A 16239-nucleotide genomic window follows, 5' to 3' on the forward strand; every position below is an offset into this window, starting at 1 on the left:
GAACATGACCCCCTCCGCCTTCGGCACCTCCCCCTAAAAGGGTGAGGATCATTCCGCCTTCGGAAGGATGTCTCTTGTGGAAATAAAAGGAGTTGAACCTTTTCTCTGTTACCCGTCCCGGGATTCCTTTTCAGTATATTTTAATGAACATTCGCTCTCGTTCTAAGCGGCTGCAAATATACAACCGATTTTAAAACCTGCAAGAAAAAAATTTTATTTTTTTTCAGGGAACTCCCCGAACTTGTTTTGTCACAAAAGCGGATGCAAACTTACAACCTTTTCCCGTTACAACACAAACAAAATTTCAATCTTTTTTCAGAGAACTTGCCAACCAATCAAGGTGGGCTTTTTCGCCTTGAGACTCCTGCCCTATTGGGCTCGCAACTCCCGGTCTAAAGACCCTTTGTTGTTTCTCAAAGCGGCTGCAAATATACGCCTGTTTCTTTCTCCCACAAGTTCCTGTCCCATCTTTTTTAAGGTTTTTTTAAGCCTTTGAAATAAGGGGCTGAAAATGTGGTTTTTGGAGGGGATTTTTTTAGATTTCTTTGAAACCCTGTCAGGGATCAAAACCGCTGACAGGGTGGATAACGAACGGGCGAGAACCGGTAATTTGGTCGTATTGCGTTAGCGGGTGGAGCGGCATCTTTTAAAGCGCTTCCACATAAGGCGCTTTAAAAATACAGCGGAACACGAGACTTCTCCCGCCGGGAGGAGGGAGAAGGAACGCCCAAAATGAATTACATAAAGAAATTCCACAACATCCCGAAACGTACCGCGAAATCGCGGGCAGGATGCAATGGTGCCGCGAAATTGTTATTTCCGTTGAGAAGGGTTTCAATACGCTCCAGTTTAAAAAATATTCGCGCCGTCCTGATCTTTCCGTTAAAAAAGAAGTCTACCGCAGGAAAACCTTCCACCTCCTGCTCGTTCTGAACATAAAATTCGGCCAGAACGGGATCATAGGCGTCCATATTATAATTTGTGAAGTATTTTAAGGTAAAACCAGTTTGTAAATAGAGGGCTCTTTTAAACCAATGATCGCTGTAATAAAGTGTATTTCGCGTAAGCAGATCCGGAACGTTCAAAACCCCGTCCCCGTCCAGAACCTTTTGGTACAATACCGTGTTGTTCAACGCAAACTTTCCAAATGCGATCTCATTGCGGGCAGTGACCTTTACATAATTCACTTCCCCGCCGTGCTGCATAGGTTTTACAGATTCTTCTTCATCCAGCCCAAAATAGGTATAGTTGCCTTTGTGGGTATACTCTGCCTCCAGGTTGAGTAACTTAAGGAGCCCTAATTCAAAACCAAAGGATTGCATATTTTCATTGGAAAAAGTATTTCGCCAGTTATAGTTAATATAATCACTCTGGTACAGCAAAAAATTATAATTAGGAGCACTTTCATTGAAATGCGCCCTAAAAGCCCCGAAAATATCATTGGCCACATTATAAACCAACCTTCCTTTAAGATCATAGCCGGTAAAATCACCGGCCACGTTCAACATACCATCAGCGTCAAGTCTAAATCCGCCAATATTAGTAGCATATGATCCCCCTGCAGAAATGATATCCCCCACCAACCTGTTTGGGATCAAACCTGACTCCAGGTCCAGAACCGCATTGTACCCATAATTATAATGAGTAAAACCTCCCTTTACCCTAAGCCGCCCAAGACTGGGATTTGCGAATTCAACAAATCCTTCATTATAGGTTGATTCCAAACGGGTTTCATCGTTGATCTGTATTTGTTCAAAAGAAGGGCCGAACAAAGGATTGGCTGCTGCCTGTTGAAACTGAAATTTCTTATAGGAATAATTGAGCCTGTGCCCTATTGCCAAACGAGAAGATGTAAGGGTATCACGGGATTTGAGTAGTGCATATGAATGATCCAGGAAAAAGCGTTTTCCATATAAGGTGTTTTGCGCATTATCAAAGTTCATATCAAGGCGGGAACGATCTTCGAATTCCGGATCTTTTGAGACGTAATTTTCCAGCGACTGCGGATCGAGGCCGCCGTTCTCTTCGTTCATAAGGTCCTGAGAGACGAAATGAGCCCTGGCACGGTAGCGGTCATTGGTAGTATGGTAGTTAATCGTAGTTCTAAAATTACCATTGCTTACCAGCGCGTGCTGATATCTACCCAGGGAACGCAATCCTCTGTAGGCGATCGAAAAATTGAGGTTTTCAGAAGTATTAATGGTAAAAAAGGCATCAAGGGTCTGGCCTTGTTCGTAGACTGTTTTAAAATATAGTTCGGTAAACGGGGTGGGCACATGGTAGTAAGAAATGTCTTCTGCCTCCATGAAATTATAATGTTTTGCCCTTGCCCCAAAATGCGGCATCACCTGTTCTTCTTCGGAAAAATTATAGGCGAGACGGTTGTAGGTTTGGCCCACATTGGGAAAGGGAAGGAGCTCAAAACGATCACGTCTCAGGTAATTGAACCGGTACTCATTATATATGGTAAGACTGGTGTCTACGGAAGTGGTATCATTGTCTATGGAAATGATCTTGTACTTAGAGATGGGGGCGGGTTCAGGTTGATTTGTTGTCTTAGAATCCCGATCTCTGTCTATATTGGGATTTCTGGAACCACGAATCTGGGCAAAGGTCTCTATAGGGAGGTATATCAAAAAAAGAAAAAGGATAATTTGCTTCATACTGTTGGCTTCCTGAACAAAAGTATGATAAAAGCAGAAAACAGAATAAAAAAAAACCTGTGAGTTGCCTCACAGGTTTTAAGTAACCATTTAATTTCAAAAGAAATTATAGTGGGTTCTGATCTCCGGGACCAATTTCTTCGTTGTTGTTGATCTCAGAAATTGGAATCTGAAAGATGAATTTTGGTGATCCTGCAGCGAAGTTATGTTGACCTGCCCATCCAGCATGGTTGGTCCCATCATAATTTCTCTCCAGGGCCATATCCCATCGCTTCATATCAAAGAAGGCGAATCCTTCTCCCCAAAGCTCTATTCTTCTTTGAAGTCTTATTTCCTCTAAAAGAGCCTCACCAGTTTTTGTTGACAAAGTGTAAGAAGGATCTCTCTTAGAAATAACCTCAAATAACGCCTGAGCAGCTCCTTCATAATCACCAGACAACGCACGGGCCTCAGCCTCGATCAAAAGCATTTCCTCAACCCTCATATATAAAAGATCTCCTTCAAAGAAAGTGTCATCTACAAATTTAACGTTGGCATACTGCGGAAGACCATAAGCCTCAACCTGATCTGCACCTACGAACCAGTCTTTACGGGCATCTGAAGCAGGAATTGCTTCATACAATCTTTTGTCAATGCTTTTGTAAACACCTAGTAAACCTGCATAACCATTATTTAAGTTAGCCATGTGAGAAAAGAAAGATGCATAGATAGAAGAAGTTTCTGGAGTAATATCTGCACCCCAGATCCAGCTAGGATTGCTAATTTCATCAAAACCGTCAAATATCTGCTCTTCATTCATGACTGTACCGGCAGCTTGTGCTTGTTCAGCCATAGCGATAGCCTGAGTATAATCACCATATTCCAGATAATATCTCGCCAGTAAACCAGCAACTACATCCTGATTGATCTCTCCTTTACTAGCTCTGCTGTACCCATCTAAAGCATCGTATGCTCTTTCAAGATCACTTCCTATCTGATCTACAACCTGACTTGTTGCAGCTCTGGAAGCAATGAAAGTATCTTCTGTGTACAATGGAATACCTCTTTCCCCATCAGCATATAGTCTGATAAGATCAAAATAAGCCATACCTCTTAAAGCCAAGGCTTTACCTAAGCTACCTAATAGACCAGGATCCTGAGTATCTGCCGGGATCAATTCAATGATTCCGTTAGTATCCCTGATCACTGTATAATAGAAGTTCCATACAGTTGCAGTTCCACGAGTGTTTTGCTGCTCTCTGCCTGTGTAGTTGTGATATTCACTGAACCAGTGACTAACTCTCATTACTACATCATTAGTCATTAGGTCTGTACCTAAATGTATGGCTTTAAGACCAAAATCACTATGAGCTCCGGCTCCATAAGTACTAAAAGACCTAAGGAATGCGTTGGCACCATCATTTATCCCTTCAGTAACAACCAGAAGGGCTTCAGGAGAACTCTCCGCCAGGGCGTTAATTTGTTCCCTGGATACAAGCTCCTTGTTATCCATATCCAGATCACTAGAACATGATCCAAGAGCCAGAGAACCAAGGGCTGCTATTAATAAATACTTTTTCATAAAATGTTATGTTATAAATTAAAATTGAACATTCACTCCAACAGACACTGTTCTCAAAATAGAGTATTCATTTGCAGACACTCCCGTTAAGCTCAATCTAGGATCGTAACCTTGTCTCTCTGACCAAAGTGCTACGTTGTTAGCAAGGGCGTAAATTCTTAGGGAATTAACTCCAACTGTGTTAGTTACGTTATCTCCAAAGGTATATCCTAAACTTACATTTTGCAAACTTAAATAGCTCGCATCTGTTAAATAAAGTGTTGAAAGACCTCCATACTGGTAAATGCTTTGAGTATCGATTCTTGGAAGTGGTGCATTAGGATTTTCTACGGTCCAGGTTTGAGTAAGTGCATCTCTATGAAGGTTGTTACCCACATCTCCTGCAGCATCAAATAGTCCCCAGTAAATTTGATCATATCCATCTCCTCCAATTTGGTAAGCGAAGTCTAAACCAAGATCAAAACCATGGAATCTGAAGTCCATTCCAAATCCACCATAAACATCAGGAATAGGAGATTTGTCCAGTTTATATCGAGTAGCTTGTGCAAATTCTTCAGTCACTTCTCTTTCACCCGTTGGGTCTCCATTGTCATCAAGCACATCCATAAACCACTGAGCATTTCCGTTCTCAGGATTTACTCCAACATATTCCCTAAGGTAATAATCGTAAACCGAACCACCTACATTGTAACGGAACTGTGACGTGATAATGTCTTCTTTAGGTAATCTTGTGATTTCATTTTTATAGTGCGTTGCATTCAGGTGGAAAGTAAGACCAACGTCCTTTTTTCTGATAGCATCTGCAGTTAAAGTAACCTCTACCCCTTTATTGATCATATCTCCAACGTTCTCAGGAAGATCAGGGTTACCAGAAGATGGAGGTTGAGGCGTATTGAACAACATGTCCTGTACTTCACGAGAGAAGTATTCAGCGTTCAAAGTGAACCTGTTTTCCCATAATCCAATCTCGAAACCTGCGTTGAAGTTAGCGTTTGTTTCCCAGGTTAAATCAGGGTTACCGAGGTAAGCCAATTGAATAGCTAATTCTCCGTCATTAGGAACCACCTCAAACTGATCTCTGTAGGCATAGTAGTTTCTTCCACCATCAGGATAAAGGATAGCGTCGTTTCCTTGCTCCCCGTAACTAGCTTTCAGCTTAAGTTCAGTTAACCAAGTAGCATCAGCCAGAAAATCCTCTTGTGAGATCCTCCAGGCACCACCAACTCCAAAGAAGTTACCCCATCTGTTATCAGGGTGGAAAACAGAAGATCCATCCCTTCTAAAGCTGGCATTTACGTAATATTTGTTATCAAAGTCATAATTAATTCTTGAGAAATAACCTTCTACACCGTATTCACGCTCAAAGTTACGTGATGACTGATAAGAAGCCGCGAAATCAAGAACAGGAACATCTGGCAACAAAAAGTTGATCTTATGCAGGTTCATGAACTTTAAGGTATAATTTGAAGTTTCATGACCAACAAGGAATGCGAATTCGTGACGTCCTATTTCCTTGTTATAGTTCAACAGCTGTTGTTGGGTTAGGTTCAATGCATTAGAGAAGGAATTGGTAGCACGTCCATTCACTCCTTTAGCATCACCATATTTAGGAGTGTCGAAATTGGTTAAAGCTCTGTTTCTCACATCTACGGCAACATTATAAGTAAAATCTAAACCTTCAAGAATATTCCAGGTAGCGAAAGCTGTTCCAAAGACGTTATCGTTAACGTTATTAATAATGTCAAGCTGTGCAGTAGCCACTGGGTTCTGAAGACCACCATACGGACGTACAGGAAGACCAAAAGCCCCCGTACCATCATCGTAGATAGGGTTACCTTGACCATCAAACATTCTTTGTCCATCTGCATCATATGCAAATACAGGATAGATAGGAGCGATGTTTCTTGCCCAGGATAACGGGTTACTATAAGCAGTTGTACCGTCTCCTCCTACTGTCTTCTGAATAGTGTGGGCGTAGTTCATAGAACCCCCAATTTTCAAAAAGTCTTTAATTTTGGTCTCAGCAGATAGCCTTGCAGTATATCTTTCGAATCCGGAGTTAATCACATACCCGTCATTCTTTTCATGACCTAAAGAGAAATAAACGGAAGAATTCTCTCCACCCCCACTAACAGAAAGGTTAGACTGGGTTAACAGTTGATCTTCGAAAAGATAATCATCCCAATCTTCGGAATATCTAAGAGTTGCGTCGGAAGAAATTCTTCCGGTAGAAGGGTCAATAACCTGTCCATCTCCTACATTATAAGGATTATAATTCAAACCTAAGTCACCTAATCCGAATCCCATATCGTCAGTTTCCGTGATAAGATTAGCAGCAGCATACTGACTTGCTTCTTGCGGGGAAAGTTCTTCATGATAAATTAAACTATTCCTGTAGGCCTGGAACATCCCCTCGTAGTATTCTCCTGGATTCTCCATGATATCATACTCCTTTACAGATCTCGTGTTGATTCCCGTTCTAACGTCAAGGGTAACATTCATAGGCCTGTTAGCACCTTTCTTTGTAGTAATGATAATTACCCCGTTAGCACCTCTACTTCCGTAAAGAGCGGCTGCAGAAGCATCCTTTAGAAAAGTCACAGAGGCAATATCCTGGTTGTTTATGGTATTGATGTCTCCCTGGAAAGGAATTCCATCTACAACATAAAGAGGTGCACTGGATGCATTAATAGATCCAATACCCCTGAAACGTACGGTAGGAGCAGATCCAGGTTGTCCTGTTTCATTAATAACCTGCACCCCGGCAACTTTACCGGTCATACCTTGTACTACGTTACTGGTTTGAACCTCAGCAATCTCTTCAGCTTTAAGTTCAGAAATAGAACCGGTGATGGATTCCCTTTTCTGCACCCCATAAGCAGTTACCACTACTTCTTCCAGCTCAGCCGCATCCTCTGATAGGGTTACGTCTATTCTGGCATTTTGTGTTACCTCCATTCTGGCGGTCTCAAAACCAATATAGGAAAACACGATAGTTTCCCCTTCAGATGCAAGGATGGAATAATTACCATCAAAATCTGTTTGAACCCCCCGGTTGGTATTCTCAATGAGGACATTCACACCCGGCAAAGGAAGACCTTCCGAATCGGTGACCGTTCCGGTGACCGTTTTTTGTTGCGCAAATGCGATCTGCGCCACTAACACCAGTAAGAGTGTTAGAATTCCACTTAATCTTTGTTTCATTTTATAAATTATTTGAATTAGCCAACGTCAAAAATGCTAATAAATCCTTAATAAAACAAGCATTAAAATCCAAGCCATTTGTTAACTTTTTAACAAAAAATTAAATTTAAGATAACTTATCATTCTTTTCAAGCCTTTTGAGACCAGTACTTAGCCAAATTATATATGAGTTTGTGAGAAATATCAAAAATTGAACAAAATGTGAAAAAGTGTAAAAAACGCATTGCCCGATATAAGAACTTCTCTCCATATATAATCAATAAAAAAGGCTGTCCTTTTACAGACAGCCTTTTTCCAGCTAATTGCAGGGAATAATATAATTTATCTCCAGCCTCCTGTTGAGTAATCCTCACCAGGAACACCTGTAGTACCTCCAAAAGTATAGATTGGAATTCCTGCAGCATCAAGAGCAGACCCGGGAACAGGGAAATGTAGCGGAGTTCCTTCCTGAAGAAGATCGTTACCTCTCATTTCAAAGAATCCAAGTCCCATTCCTGTATTGATCAATTCTATCATTCTTTCGTAATGTATAGCTTCAGCAATGGCATCTTCATCTACGGCTACCGGTGGTAAACCTCCACGTTCTACACGACTACCTGCATTGATAATTGCAGCGGCTTCTGCGAGATTCCCTAACTGAAGGTGTGCCTCAGCTTTGTACAATTCATTCTCTGCTTCAAGCATCTCATAAAGATCTGTAGTGAAACCAGAAGTTAACCAATCATCATATCTTGAATGTCTGTAAGTACTCCAGTGGTAAGTACCACGGTCTGCAGGGAAATCCTGGGAGGTCTTGTATTCAAAGTCAGACTCTAACCTGTCGTCTTCACTGGAAGCAGGAGGTAATGTTGTCTCTCCGGCAGGCCAGTAACTTGGATAAGATTCATCCATTAAGCCAATGATACGCATATCGATCCTACCCCATCCCGGGTAGATTGAATACCCAATCCAGTCTGGCCACCAGTCGATCCATCCGTCCTGACCTACAGCAAAATCATAGGTAAGTCCATTCTGAGTATAGTCAAGCACCCGCTGCCAGTCAAGGTTTTCTCTTTGCTGTTTATTTCTCGCACTGTTTACCAGTATCCTTGCAGCAAGAGTATTCAAGAACTCACTCCATTCTTCACTATTAAAACTTTGTCCATGTACAAAACCATCGTTGGCATCAAATGCAAAATCTCCCCGATCTGCCGCAGCAATAGCTTCGTCCAATCTGGCAAGTGCAAACTCTACAGCCTCCATGTATCCCACAGGTTCTCCATCATTTAGAACTCCCGTTTCATCTGATATCCATACCTGATCAAAAACAAGAGCAAGGTACCCTATGGAAGCCCCCTGACCAAATCTGGCCACAGACTCATATTTATCACGATCTGAAAACTCCATTTCTCCCAGTACTCCTGTTGTGATGGCATTCGCATCTGCAAGGATGGCATAAAAAGAGTTGAAGTAGGCCTCTGTTACTACAGAGTATGAATAAGTAGAGGAATTGTTCCAGGCAATCCTTGGTTCGCTGGACATATCCCGCATACCCTGGTTACCCCAGGACATGGTTCCCTGGTCTGCCATTGTTGCCAAAACAAGTCCGGGTCCGTTATAATTATTAATAGTGTTATACCAGTTTTGGAATAACCTGTCGGCCGTCGATTCTGTCCCAAGTTGTTCCCTGGTAGGATTCTCAGCATACGGAACATCAAGATCTGTATTGAAATCGCTACAGGAAGCAAACATCAGGGCGAAGGCAGCCATGAATGTTAATTTAATTTTTTTCATGATAATTTTTTTTAGAATTTAAGTTGAACCGAAAAATTATAAGCTCTAGAGACAGGATACACTCCATAATCAACCGCATAGTAATTCTGAGTATTTGGGTCATATCTCTGGATCTCCGGATCCCATCCTGAGTAATCTGTGAAAGTTAATAAATTTCTTCCGGTAACACCTAAACGAAGAGAGTTAAAAAATCCATTGGCAATACCTGAAAGTTGTTCACTTTCAAACGTATAGAACAAAGAAGCCTCTCTTAGTTTTACGAAAGAACCGTCTTCTACCCAGTACTCAAGATCTCCGTTAGTACCATAAAGACTCTGGTAATATGCCTGAGTTTTTTTATCAGCGTCTGGTACCCCGGCCATATCCATCATTGCATGACGGTTATCCCTGGTCAACCACTGCCCCTGGCGGTTATAGATGTCTCCACCTTCTTTCCAGTCCCAAAGCATGTAGAAGTTAAATCCTTTATAACGAATGTTATTGGTAAGACCCATGTTGAAGTCAGCGTTCTGAGATCCAATTTTCCCATACCAGGTATTCCCATTTTCATCAAGACGTTTGATCGCTTTTTCATCCATAGTCCCAATTGCATCTGCACGAACAACTACTCCGTCACGGTTCACCACGAAATCATTAATTGTGGTACCTTCAGGTAATTGATCTGCCATTTGGTCAAGAGAAGTCACAAAAGCATTCCCATACATAGCTCCAAACTCTTCACCTTCCTTAATACGGAAAATAACCCCAGGAGTGTTAGTTCCTCCAGGACCCACTGTAATTGGGTCTACGTTAAGACTGGTAATTTCGTTATCTGTAGTACTGAAACGTAATCCAAGATCCCATCCAAAATCCTGCTTGTTGAAGATCTCAGTATTAAGACTTAGTTCAAGGGTGTTGAACTCTACTGTTCCAACATTTTGCCATTGTCTGTTATCACCCGCATTTGCCGGAGGGAAAATATCAACCAACATGAATTGGTCTTCTGTCTTCGCTTTTGCATAAACTCCTTCAAAGGTAAACCTGTCAAGGAATTCAATGTTAGTACCAAATTCAAGTTCGGTTGTAGTAGAAGGTTTCAAGTTCGGGTTGTCCTTGATCCTGTCTGTCGCCACATTTCCTGTGGTTAATCCTACATAATCATATTGCCAGCTGAAACCTGGACGCTGTCCTGCAGTTCCAAGAGCTGCATGAACCTTGAATTCTGAAATTCCGGGAATTTGAACATCCTGTGAGATACGGTAAGCACCGGAAACCCTGTAGTAGTCATTCCATCTCTCATTTTCTCCAAACAGGGAAGAACCATCAATACGATACATAGCATCAAGGATATACCTGTCCATGTAATCAAGACCTACGATAAAAAAGGCATTCTGCGCTCTTTCATCTGCAGCTGTTGAACTTGTTCTTGTATTGGCTGTGGTAAAGTTATCCAGAGAAATTACCCCGGGATATATGAAATCATTTCCAGAGCCATAGTAGTATTCGTAGCTGTTATCTTCTAATAAATAACTAAGCTTGGCAGCAACATTCAGTTCGCCGAAAGAATTTGCGAAGTTTAAGGTAGCCTGCGCCTTTTGAGAAAGTGTATAACTTGTTTCTTTGGAAAGGCTACCCTTGGAATATCCAAAGCCATAGTCCTCTCCCCCTAATTCTCCACCTAACTGGAAAGAAGTATAAGGATCATAATCATTATTGATCCAGGTAGTACTTTCTACCGCATATTCAGTATCAAGGTTCAACCAGTCAGTAAATTTAAAGTTAAGGTTATAGGAACCAAGGAAACGATTTCTAGTTGCCATTTCCCTGTTGGTATGAAGATCATAAATAGGGTTAATGGTAGTCGCTGCCCATGGGTCTGGTACATAATAGTATGGCTGACCGTCAGGGTTAACCGCATTCAGGTTAACATCAGGTGAAGTAAGTGCCAAATCAAATAAAACTCCGTCTGTTGTTCCACCGGGAGTTTCGTTGTTGGAACGTATGTAGTTGTTGTTGGTAGAAAGCTTCAACCAGTCGTTGATCTGGAAATCTCCGTTAAGACGAACACCATAGCGCTCATAACCTCCGGTTTCAACAAAGATCCCTTCATTTTCAGTTCTTTCAGCAGAGAAAAACAAGTTAGAGTTTTCAGATCCATTTGAGACAGAAGCATAGGTAGTGTTATCTATACCTGTTCCAAAGAAAAGATCCTGGTTATCGTAATAAACTCCGTAAGGATTATCTGCAATGTTATCTGCAGACTCAACACGGGCGCCCTCAATACCAACACTTCCTACACCAGGATAATCTGATGGATAAGTTACACCGGCAAAACGGGTGTATTGCCCCTGGTACTGTTGCCAGTCATCTGCAAGTTCAAAGTGGTGAGACTGGCTCACGTCAATCTTATTTGACAGGTCAGAAAAACCTATATCATTTCTAATGGTTACCTGCGGACCTGCATCGTTGTACCTACCTCTTTTGGTAGTGATCACGATCACCCCGTTACCGGCACGTGAACCATAAAGAGCAGATGCCGAAGCACCTTTAACAATTTCGAAAGAAGCAATATCATCTGTATTGATATCATTGATCCCTCCTTCAACCTGAACCCCGTCCACGAGGATCAAAGGCTCCTGACCACCAAAAAGGTTGGTCGCACCACGAAGCTGGATAGTTGAACCAGAACCTGGTTGCCCAAAATTGGTCACATTAACCCCGGCAACTTTACCTTGTAATGCACTGGCGGCAGAAGTAGAAGGAATAATTTCAAGATCTGCAGCATCTACTTTTGCAACCGTAACAGAAAGTTTTTTTCTGCTTGTTGCACCTGCAACCCCTGTTACAACAACTTCTTCAAGTTGTGCAGCATCCAATGTCATAGTGACATTGATCACGTCATTGCTTTCAACAACCCTTTCAACGGTTTCAAAACCAATGTAACTAAATGCCAGTACAGCACCGGTTGATGCCTGGATAGAATACTCTCCCTCAAAACCGGTTTGAGTACCGCTTGTTGATCCCTTTACCAGTACGTTCACACCTGGTAAGGGCATCCCATCACCGTCGGTAACCGTACCGGTAATGGTTCTGTCTTGTGCAAAGGTCATTTGCACTACTAACGCCAATAATAACGTTAGAAATCCTTGTAATCTTTTTTTCATTTTGGAATTTGTTTGAATTAGCCGCCGCTAAAATGTGAATATTATCTTATATCGCCAAATCATTTTGCATTTTAAATGTTAAATTATTAACTTACTAACATTTCCTATGTTTATACCGGATCATACATCAAGCCAATGACTTCAAGGCTTTAGAACATTTTTTACTCCGATTTAAGCAGGTGTCGTAGTTGATAAAAAAAAGTAAAATTCTTGTTCCTTATCTCCAATTTTTTTGTCCTGATCTTTTTACAACAAATTAAGGTTGTGTAAGTTTGCAATACCCAGGAATAATAATCTTCTCCCAAAAGGAGTTGTTAACTACAACCATGATCCCGTGTTAAAAAGACAACATTCTACTTTTCAACTGGAATGCGGCACAGATGAAGCCGGGAGAGGATGCCTGGCCGGTCCTGTCACTGCAGCGGCGGTGATTCTTCCCAAATACTTCAGGAAGGGAATGATCAATGATTCCAAGCAACTTACTGCGGAGAAACGTTGGGAACTGCGCAAGATGATCGAAAAAAAAGCCCTCTGCTTTTCTGTGCACCATATATATATGGAGGAGATCGACAGGATCAATATCCTTAATGCCTCCATTAGTGCCATGCATCACTGCATCGATAGATTAGAGAGCACTCCGCAATTCATACTGGTTGATGGTAACAGATTCCATAATTATAAGAGCATTCCGCATGAATGTATCATTGAAGGGGATGGGAAATACCTCAGTATCGCTGCCGCTTCTATCCTCGCAAAGACCTACAGGGATGAACTCATGATTCGGCTTCATGAAGAGTTCCCCATGTACAACTGGAAGCAGAACAAGGGATACGGAACTCTGGAGCACAGGGAAGCCATCAGGAAATACGGGATCACCAGGTATCACAGAAAAAGCTTTAAACTACTGCCCGAGCAGTTGGAACTTAGCCTGTAAATGCTACTTTTGTGAAAAAAGCAGGTATGCGAAATATTCTGATGGTCCTTGTCGCCTTTCTTTTGTTGGGGTGTGCAGAGGAAAGATCAGCTTCAGGGGATCTCACAGGGTTCATTCCTGAAAATTCAGTAGTCATTATTGATCTTGAAGACCCGGACCTGTTTTTCAGCAATTTAAGGAACAGTGAATTCCTGAGAGAGAACAAGTCACACTCCCTTTATAGGGAAATGGAAGAAAAACTGGCCATCCTGGATCTTATTCCCCACACTAACCCGGCCCTGCTCACTCTTTCATTTACAGGGGAAGATTCTTTTGATTTCACATTTATCAGCAGGGGAGCCGCAGAGATCCCGAACCTCGATTCAATCCCCAATAAGATGATTGAATCCTTTTCTACCGAAGATCATATTATTAAGAAATATACGATAGAAGACCAGGTAGCTTTTTCCACAGAAAAAGACAGCATCTATATCTTCAGCAACTCCAGAAGCCTGCTTGAAACAACACTTTTTGAAGAAAAGACTCTTTACGACGATCCCGATTTTCAAAAGGCGATGAAGGCAGCTTCAGGAAAGCATCCTTCGGTCTACATAAACCACAAGAAGCTCCAACCCCTCCTGAAAAAATGGTTTCCGAAGAAAGATCTTTCGTTTATACCCGGGTTCAGCAACTGGACATCTGTAGACGCAGAGATAACTCAAAACTCAATTAAGCTGAACGGGATCTCAACAGCTACAGATACGCTGCCCAACCTTATTAATGTTTTCAAAGGCACCTCCCCCTCCTCCAATCTCCTGGCGACGGTCACGCCGGTTGATGCAACAGGGTTCTACTCGGTTACCTACAATGATTTTAACAGGTTCCTGCAAAACCTTACACCCCTCCAAAAAGGTGGAACAGATAAAAACTTTCCTGATACCAAAGAACTGCTGGAGATAACTACGGAAGCAGGAACGGTCTTCCTGGAAGGCGAATCTGTTTTTATCCTCAGGACTTTTGATCCTGAAGGCGCTGATCTTCTTCTTTCTTCGGAAAGTGAAGTTCCTGAAGATTTCCGCGGAAACAGCATTTACAAGTATTCAGATAACGGAAGCTTTCGGGAGCTGCTTTATCCCCTTTTCTCTCCGGAAGGATTGCAACATTATACACGGGTGGAAGATTTCCTGATGTTTTCTTCATCTTCCGAAGCATTAAAAGATATCATTACAGCTTATCAGAATGAAAAGGTACTGGCAAAAAATGAAGCTTATATTTCAACTTTTGGAAGCCTCAGCACAGACGCCTCTGTTTTAGTGGTGTCAAATAACAGTGGTTTCAAAAATGTACTTTCAGGTATGGTTTCCGAAGCCTTTAAAAGCTCCACCAATGACCTTGATTTTGAAAATTATCCAATTACGGCCCTGCAATTCATTTACCAGGACAATTACGCCCATGTTCATGGTGTAATGATGAAAAATTCGGCACCCAAAACAAAAAATTCCACTGCCCAGATCGCCTCGGTAAAACTGGATGCCGCCCCGGCCACGAATCCCGTCTTCTTCAGAAACCACCGCAGCAAAGGAATGGACGTCGCCGTGCAGGATATTGAAAATACACTGTACCTGATCTCCCCAAGCGGAAAGATCTACTGGAAAAAGAAAATGGATTCCCGCATATTGGGAGAGATCCACTCCATTGACATCTTAAAGAACGGCAGATATCAACTGGCTTTTGCCACCCAGAACCAACTTCACGTGATTGACCGTAACGGCAATCCTGTGAAGCCTTTTCCTCATAAATTCAGGGATGCGATCACCCAGCCTCTGGCCGTTTTTGATTACGATAACAACCGGGATTACCGCTTTGTGATCGTACAGGGGAAAGAGGTTTTAATGTATGACAATAAAGGACGAAGAGTGAAAGGTTTTAAGTATAGTAAGGCTACAGACGAAGTGGTACATGCTCCCAAACATATTCGCCTGGGCCGCAAGGATTATATCCTTATCCCAGAAGCATCTGGAAAGCTCAATATTCTCAGCAGGACAGGTCAAATACGGGTGCCTGTAAAAGAGAAGATCAGTTTTTCTGAAAATAACTGGTATGAGTATAAGGGTAATTTCACCACTACCAATCAACAGGGGGAGCTGGTGCAGGTAACCGAACAGGGAAAAGTAAACGTGACTAATTATAGCCTTTCTGATACCCATCACATGACCGCCACGTCCAAAACCCTTGTTACCTTAAATGAAAATACCCTCACCATAAGGGATAAGACAATCACGCTCGATTTCGGATTATATACAGAACCGCGGATCTTCTATCTCAACAACAAGATCTACGTGAGCCTTACCGACACTCAAACTCAAAAAGTGTATCTCTTTGACAGCAACGGGGAGTTGTTATCCGGTTTCCCGGTTTATGGAAATTCTGTGGCAGATCTTGCCAACGCAACCGGCAACAGCGCCCCCGAACTGGTAGTACTGGACGAGAATGACGGGATATTGATCTATGAGGTCAAATAGCCCCTAAATCCCCTTAAGGGGATTTTTAACGGACTTAAAATATAAGGCAGGAGATAAAATCAATCTCTTATTCAGCAAGGATGGCGGTCAGATGGCTTATAAATTTTTCTTATTTTAGGTTAGGGGGGTTAGAAAGTATGAGTGATAATCTGCATAATATGTTTTATGGTGCCTCTCCCTATATCCATCAAAGGGCGAAAGAGTTACGTAAAACAGAAACCAGGGCTGAAAAAATACTTTGGAGTTTTCTTTCCAATAATAAATTGGAGGTCAAGTTTCGAAGGCAACATCCGGTGAGCCAGTTCATAGTCGATTTTTACTGTCACAAAATAAAACTTGTAATTGAGGTAGATGGAGAGATACATCTCAAAAAAGAAAAGAGGGATAAGGATCAAATGCGCACTGAACATCTACAGAATTTCAACCTGCATTTCGAAATGAAGAGATAATGCAAAATCCG

8 protein-coding genes are annotated in these 16239 nt (G+C 41.9%); 3 read left to right on the forward strand and 5 right to left on the reverse strand.

The genetic code is table 11. The features are described 5' to 3' along the window. Window positions 1–737: 737 nt before the first annotated feature. The 5 genes from ACFSTG_RS03295 to ACFSTG_RS03315 all read right to left on the reverse strand — a co-directional run bounded on the left by ACFSTG_RS03295 (window position 738) and on the right by ACFSTG_RS03315 (window position 12344). Window positions 738–2663 (reverse strand): putative porin, encoded by a 1926-nt coding sequence (locus ACFSTG_RS03295; protein ID WP_380748445.1) that lies wholly within the window; start codon window positions 2661–2663, stop codon window positions 738–740. Window positions 2664–2769: 106 nt separating this feature from the next. Further along, window positions 2770–4224 carry a RagB/SusD family nutrient uptake outer membrane protein gene (locus ACFSTG_RS03300; protein ID WP_380748447.1) on the reverse strand — a complete coding sequence of 485 codons (1455 nt, stop codon included), beginning with the start codon at window positions 4222–4224 and terminating at the stop codon, window positions 2770–2772. A gap of 18 nt (window positions 4225–4242) precedes the next feature. Continuing rightward, entirely contained in the window at window positions 4243–7428 is a 3186-nt protein-coding gene (locus tag ACFSTG_RS03305) for a SusC/RagA family TonB-linked outer membrane protein (RefSeq protein ID WP_380748449.1), read from the reverse strand. Between the two features lie 321 nt (window positions 7429–7749). Then, a complete protein-coding gene (locus ACFSTG_RS03310) occupies window positions 7750–9201 on the reverse strand; it encodes a RagB/SusD family nutrient uptake outer membrane protein (RefSeq protein WP_380748451.1) in 1452 nt (483 codons plus the stop codon). Between the two features lie 11 nt (window positions 9202–9212). Beyond that, complete coding sequence (locus ACFSTG_RS03315) at window positions 9213–12344, reverse strand: SusC/RagA family TonB-linked outer membrane protein (RefSeq protein WP_380748454.1); 3132 nt, start codon at window positions 12342–12344, stop codon at window positions 9213–9215. 334 nt (window positions 12345–12678) lie between these two features. Here ACFSTG_RS03315 and ACFSTG_RS03320 point away from each other — a divergent pair, with 334 nt between their 5' ends. From ACFSTG_RS03320 to ACFSTG_RS03330, 3 genes are all read left to right on the forward strand, one after another. After that, window positions 12679–13278, forward strand: coding sequence for a ribonuclease HII (locus tag ACFSTG_RS03320; RefSeq protein ID WP_380750779.1), 600 nt, complete (start codon window positions 12679–12681; stop codon window positions 13276–13278). A gap of 26 nt (window positions 13279–13304) precedes the next feature. Next, a complete protein-coding gene (locus tag ACFSTG_RS03325; RefSeq protein ID WP_380748456.1) occupies window positions 13305–15779 on the forward strand; it encodes a hypothetical protein in 2475 nt (824 codons plus the stop codon). A 137-nt stretch (window positions 15780–15916) separates the two neighbouring features. Next, the gene (locus ACFSTG_RS03330) at window positions 15917–16228 is read left to right on the forward strand and encodes an endonuclease domain-containing protein (protein WP_380748458.1); all 312 of its coding nucleotides are present in this window, start codon (window positions 15917–15919) and stop codon (window positions 16226–16228) included. Window positions 16229–16239 lie beyond the last annotated feature (11 nt).

The sequence above is a fragment of the Salinimicrobium flavum genome, assembly GCF_042684505.1.
GTDB classification, from domain to species: domain Bacteria; phylum Bacteroidota; class Bacteroidia; order Flavobacteriales; family Flavobacteriaceae; genus Salinimicrobium; species Salinimicrobium flavum.

Coding starts and splice junctions, on each gene's coding strand:
- ACFSTG_RS03295 (WP_380748445.1), bottom strand. CDS start 2,663: ATGAAGCAAATTATCCTTTTTCTTTTTTTGATATACCTCCCTATAGAG.
- ACFSTG_RS03300 (WP_380748447.1), bottom strand. CDS start 4,224: ATGAAAAAGTATTTATTAATAGCAGCCCTTGGTTCTCTGGCTCTTGGA.
- ACFSTG_RS03305 (WP_380748449.1), bottom strand. CDS start 7,428: ATGAAACAAAGATTAAGTGGAATTCTAACACTCTTACTGGTGTTAGTG.
- ACFSTG_RS03310 (WP_380748451.1), bottom strand. CDS start 9,201: ATGAAAAAAATTAAATTAACATTCATGGCTGCCTTCGCCCTGATGTTT.
- ACFSTG_RS03315 (WP_380748454.1), bottom strand. CDS start 12,344: ATGAAAAAAAGATTACAAGGATTTCTAACGTTATTATTGGCGTTAGTA.
- ACFSTG_RS03325 (WP_380748456.1), top strand. CDS start 13,305: ATGCGAAATATTCTGATGGTCCTTGTCGCCTTTCTTTTGTTGGGGTGT.
- ACFSTG_RS03330 (WP_380748458.1), top strand. CDS start 15,917: ATGAGTGATAATCTGCATAATATGTTTTATGGTGCCTCTCCCTATATC.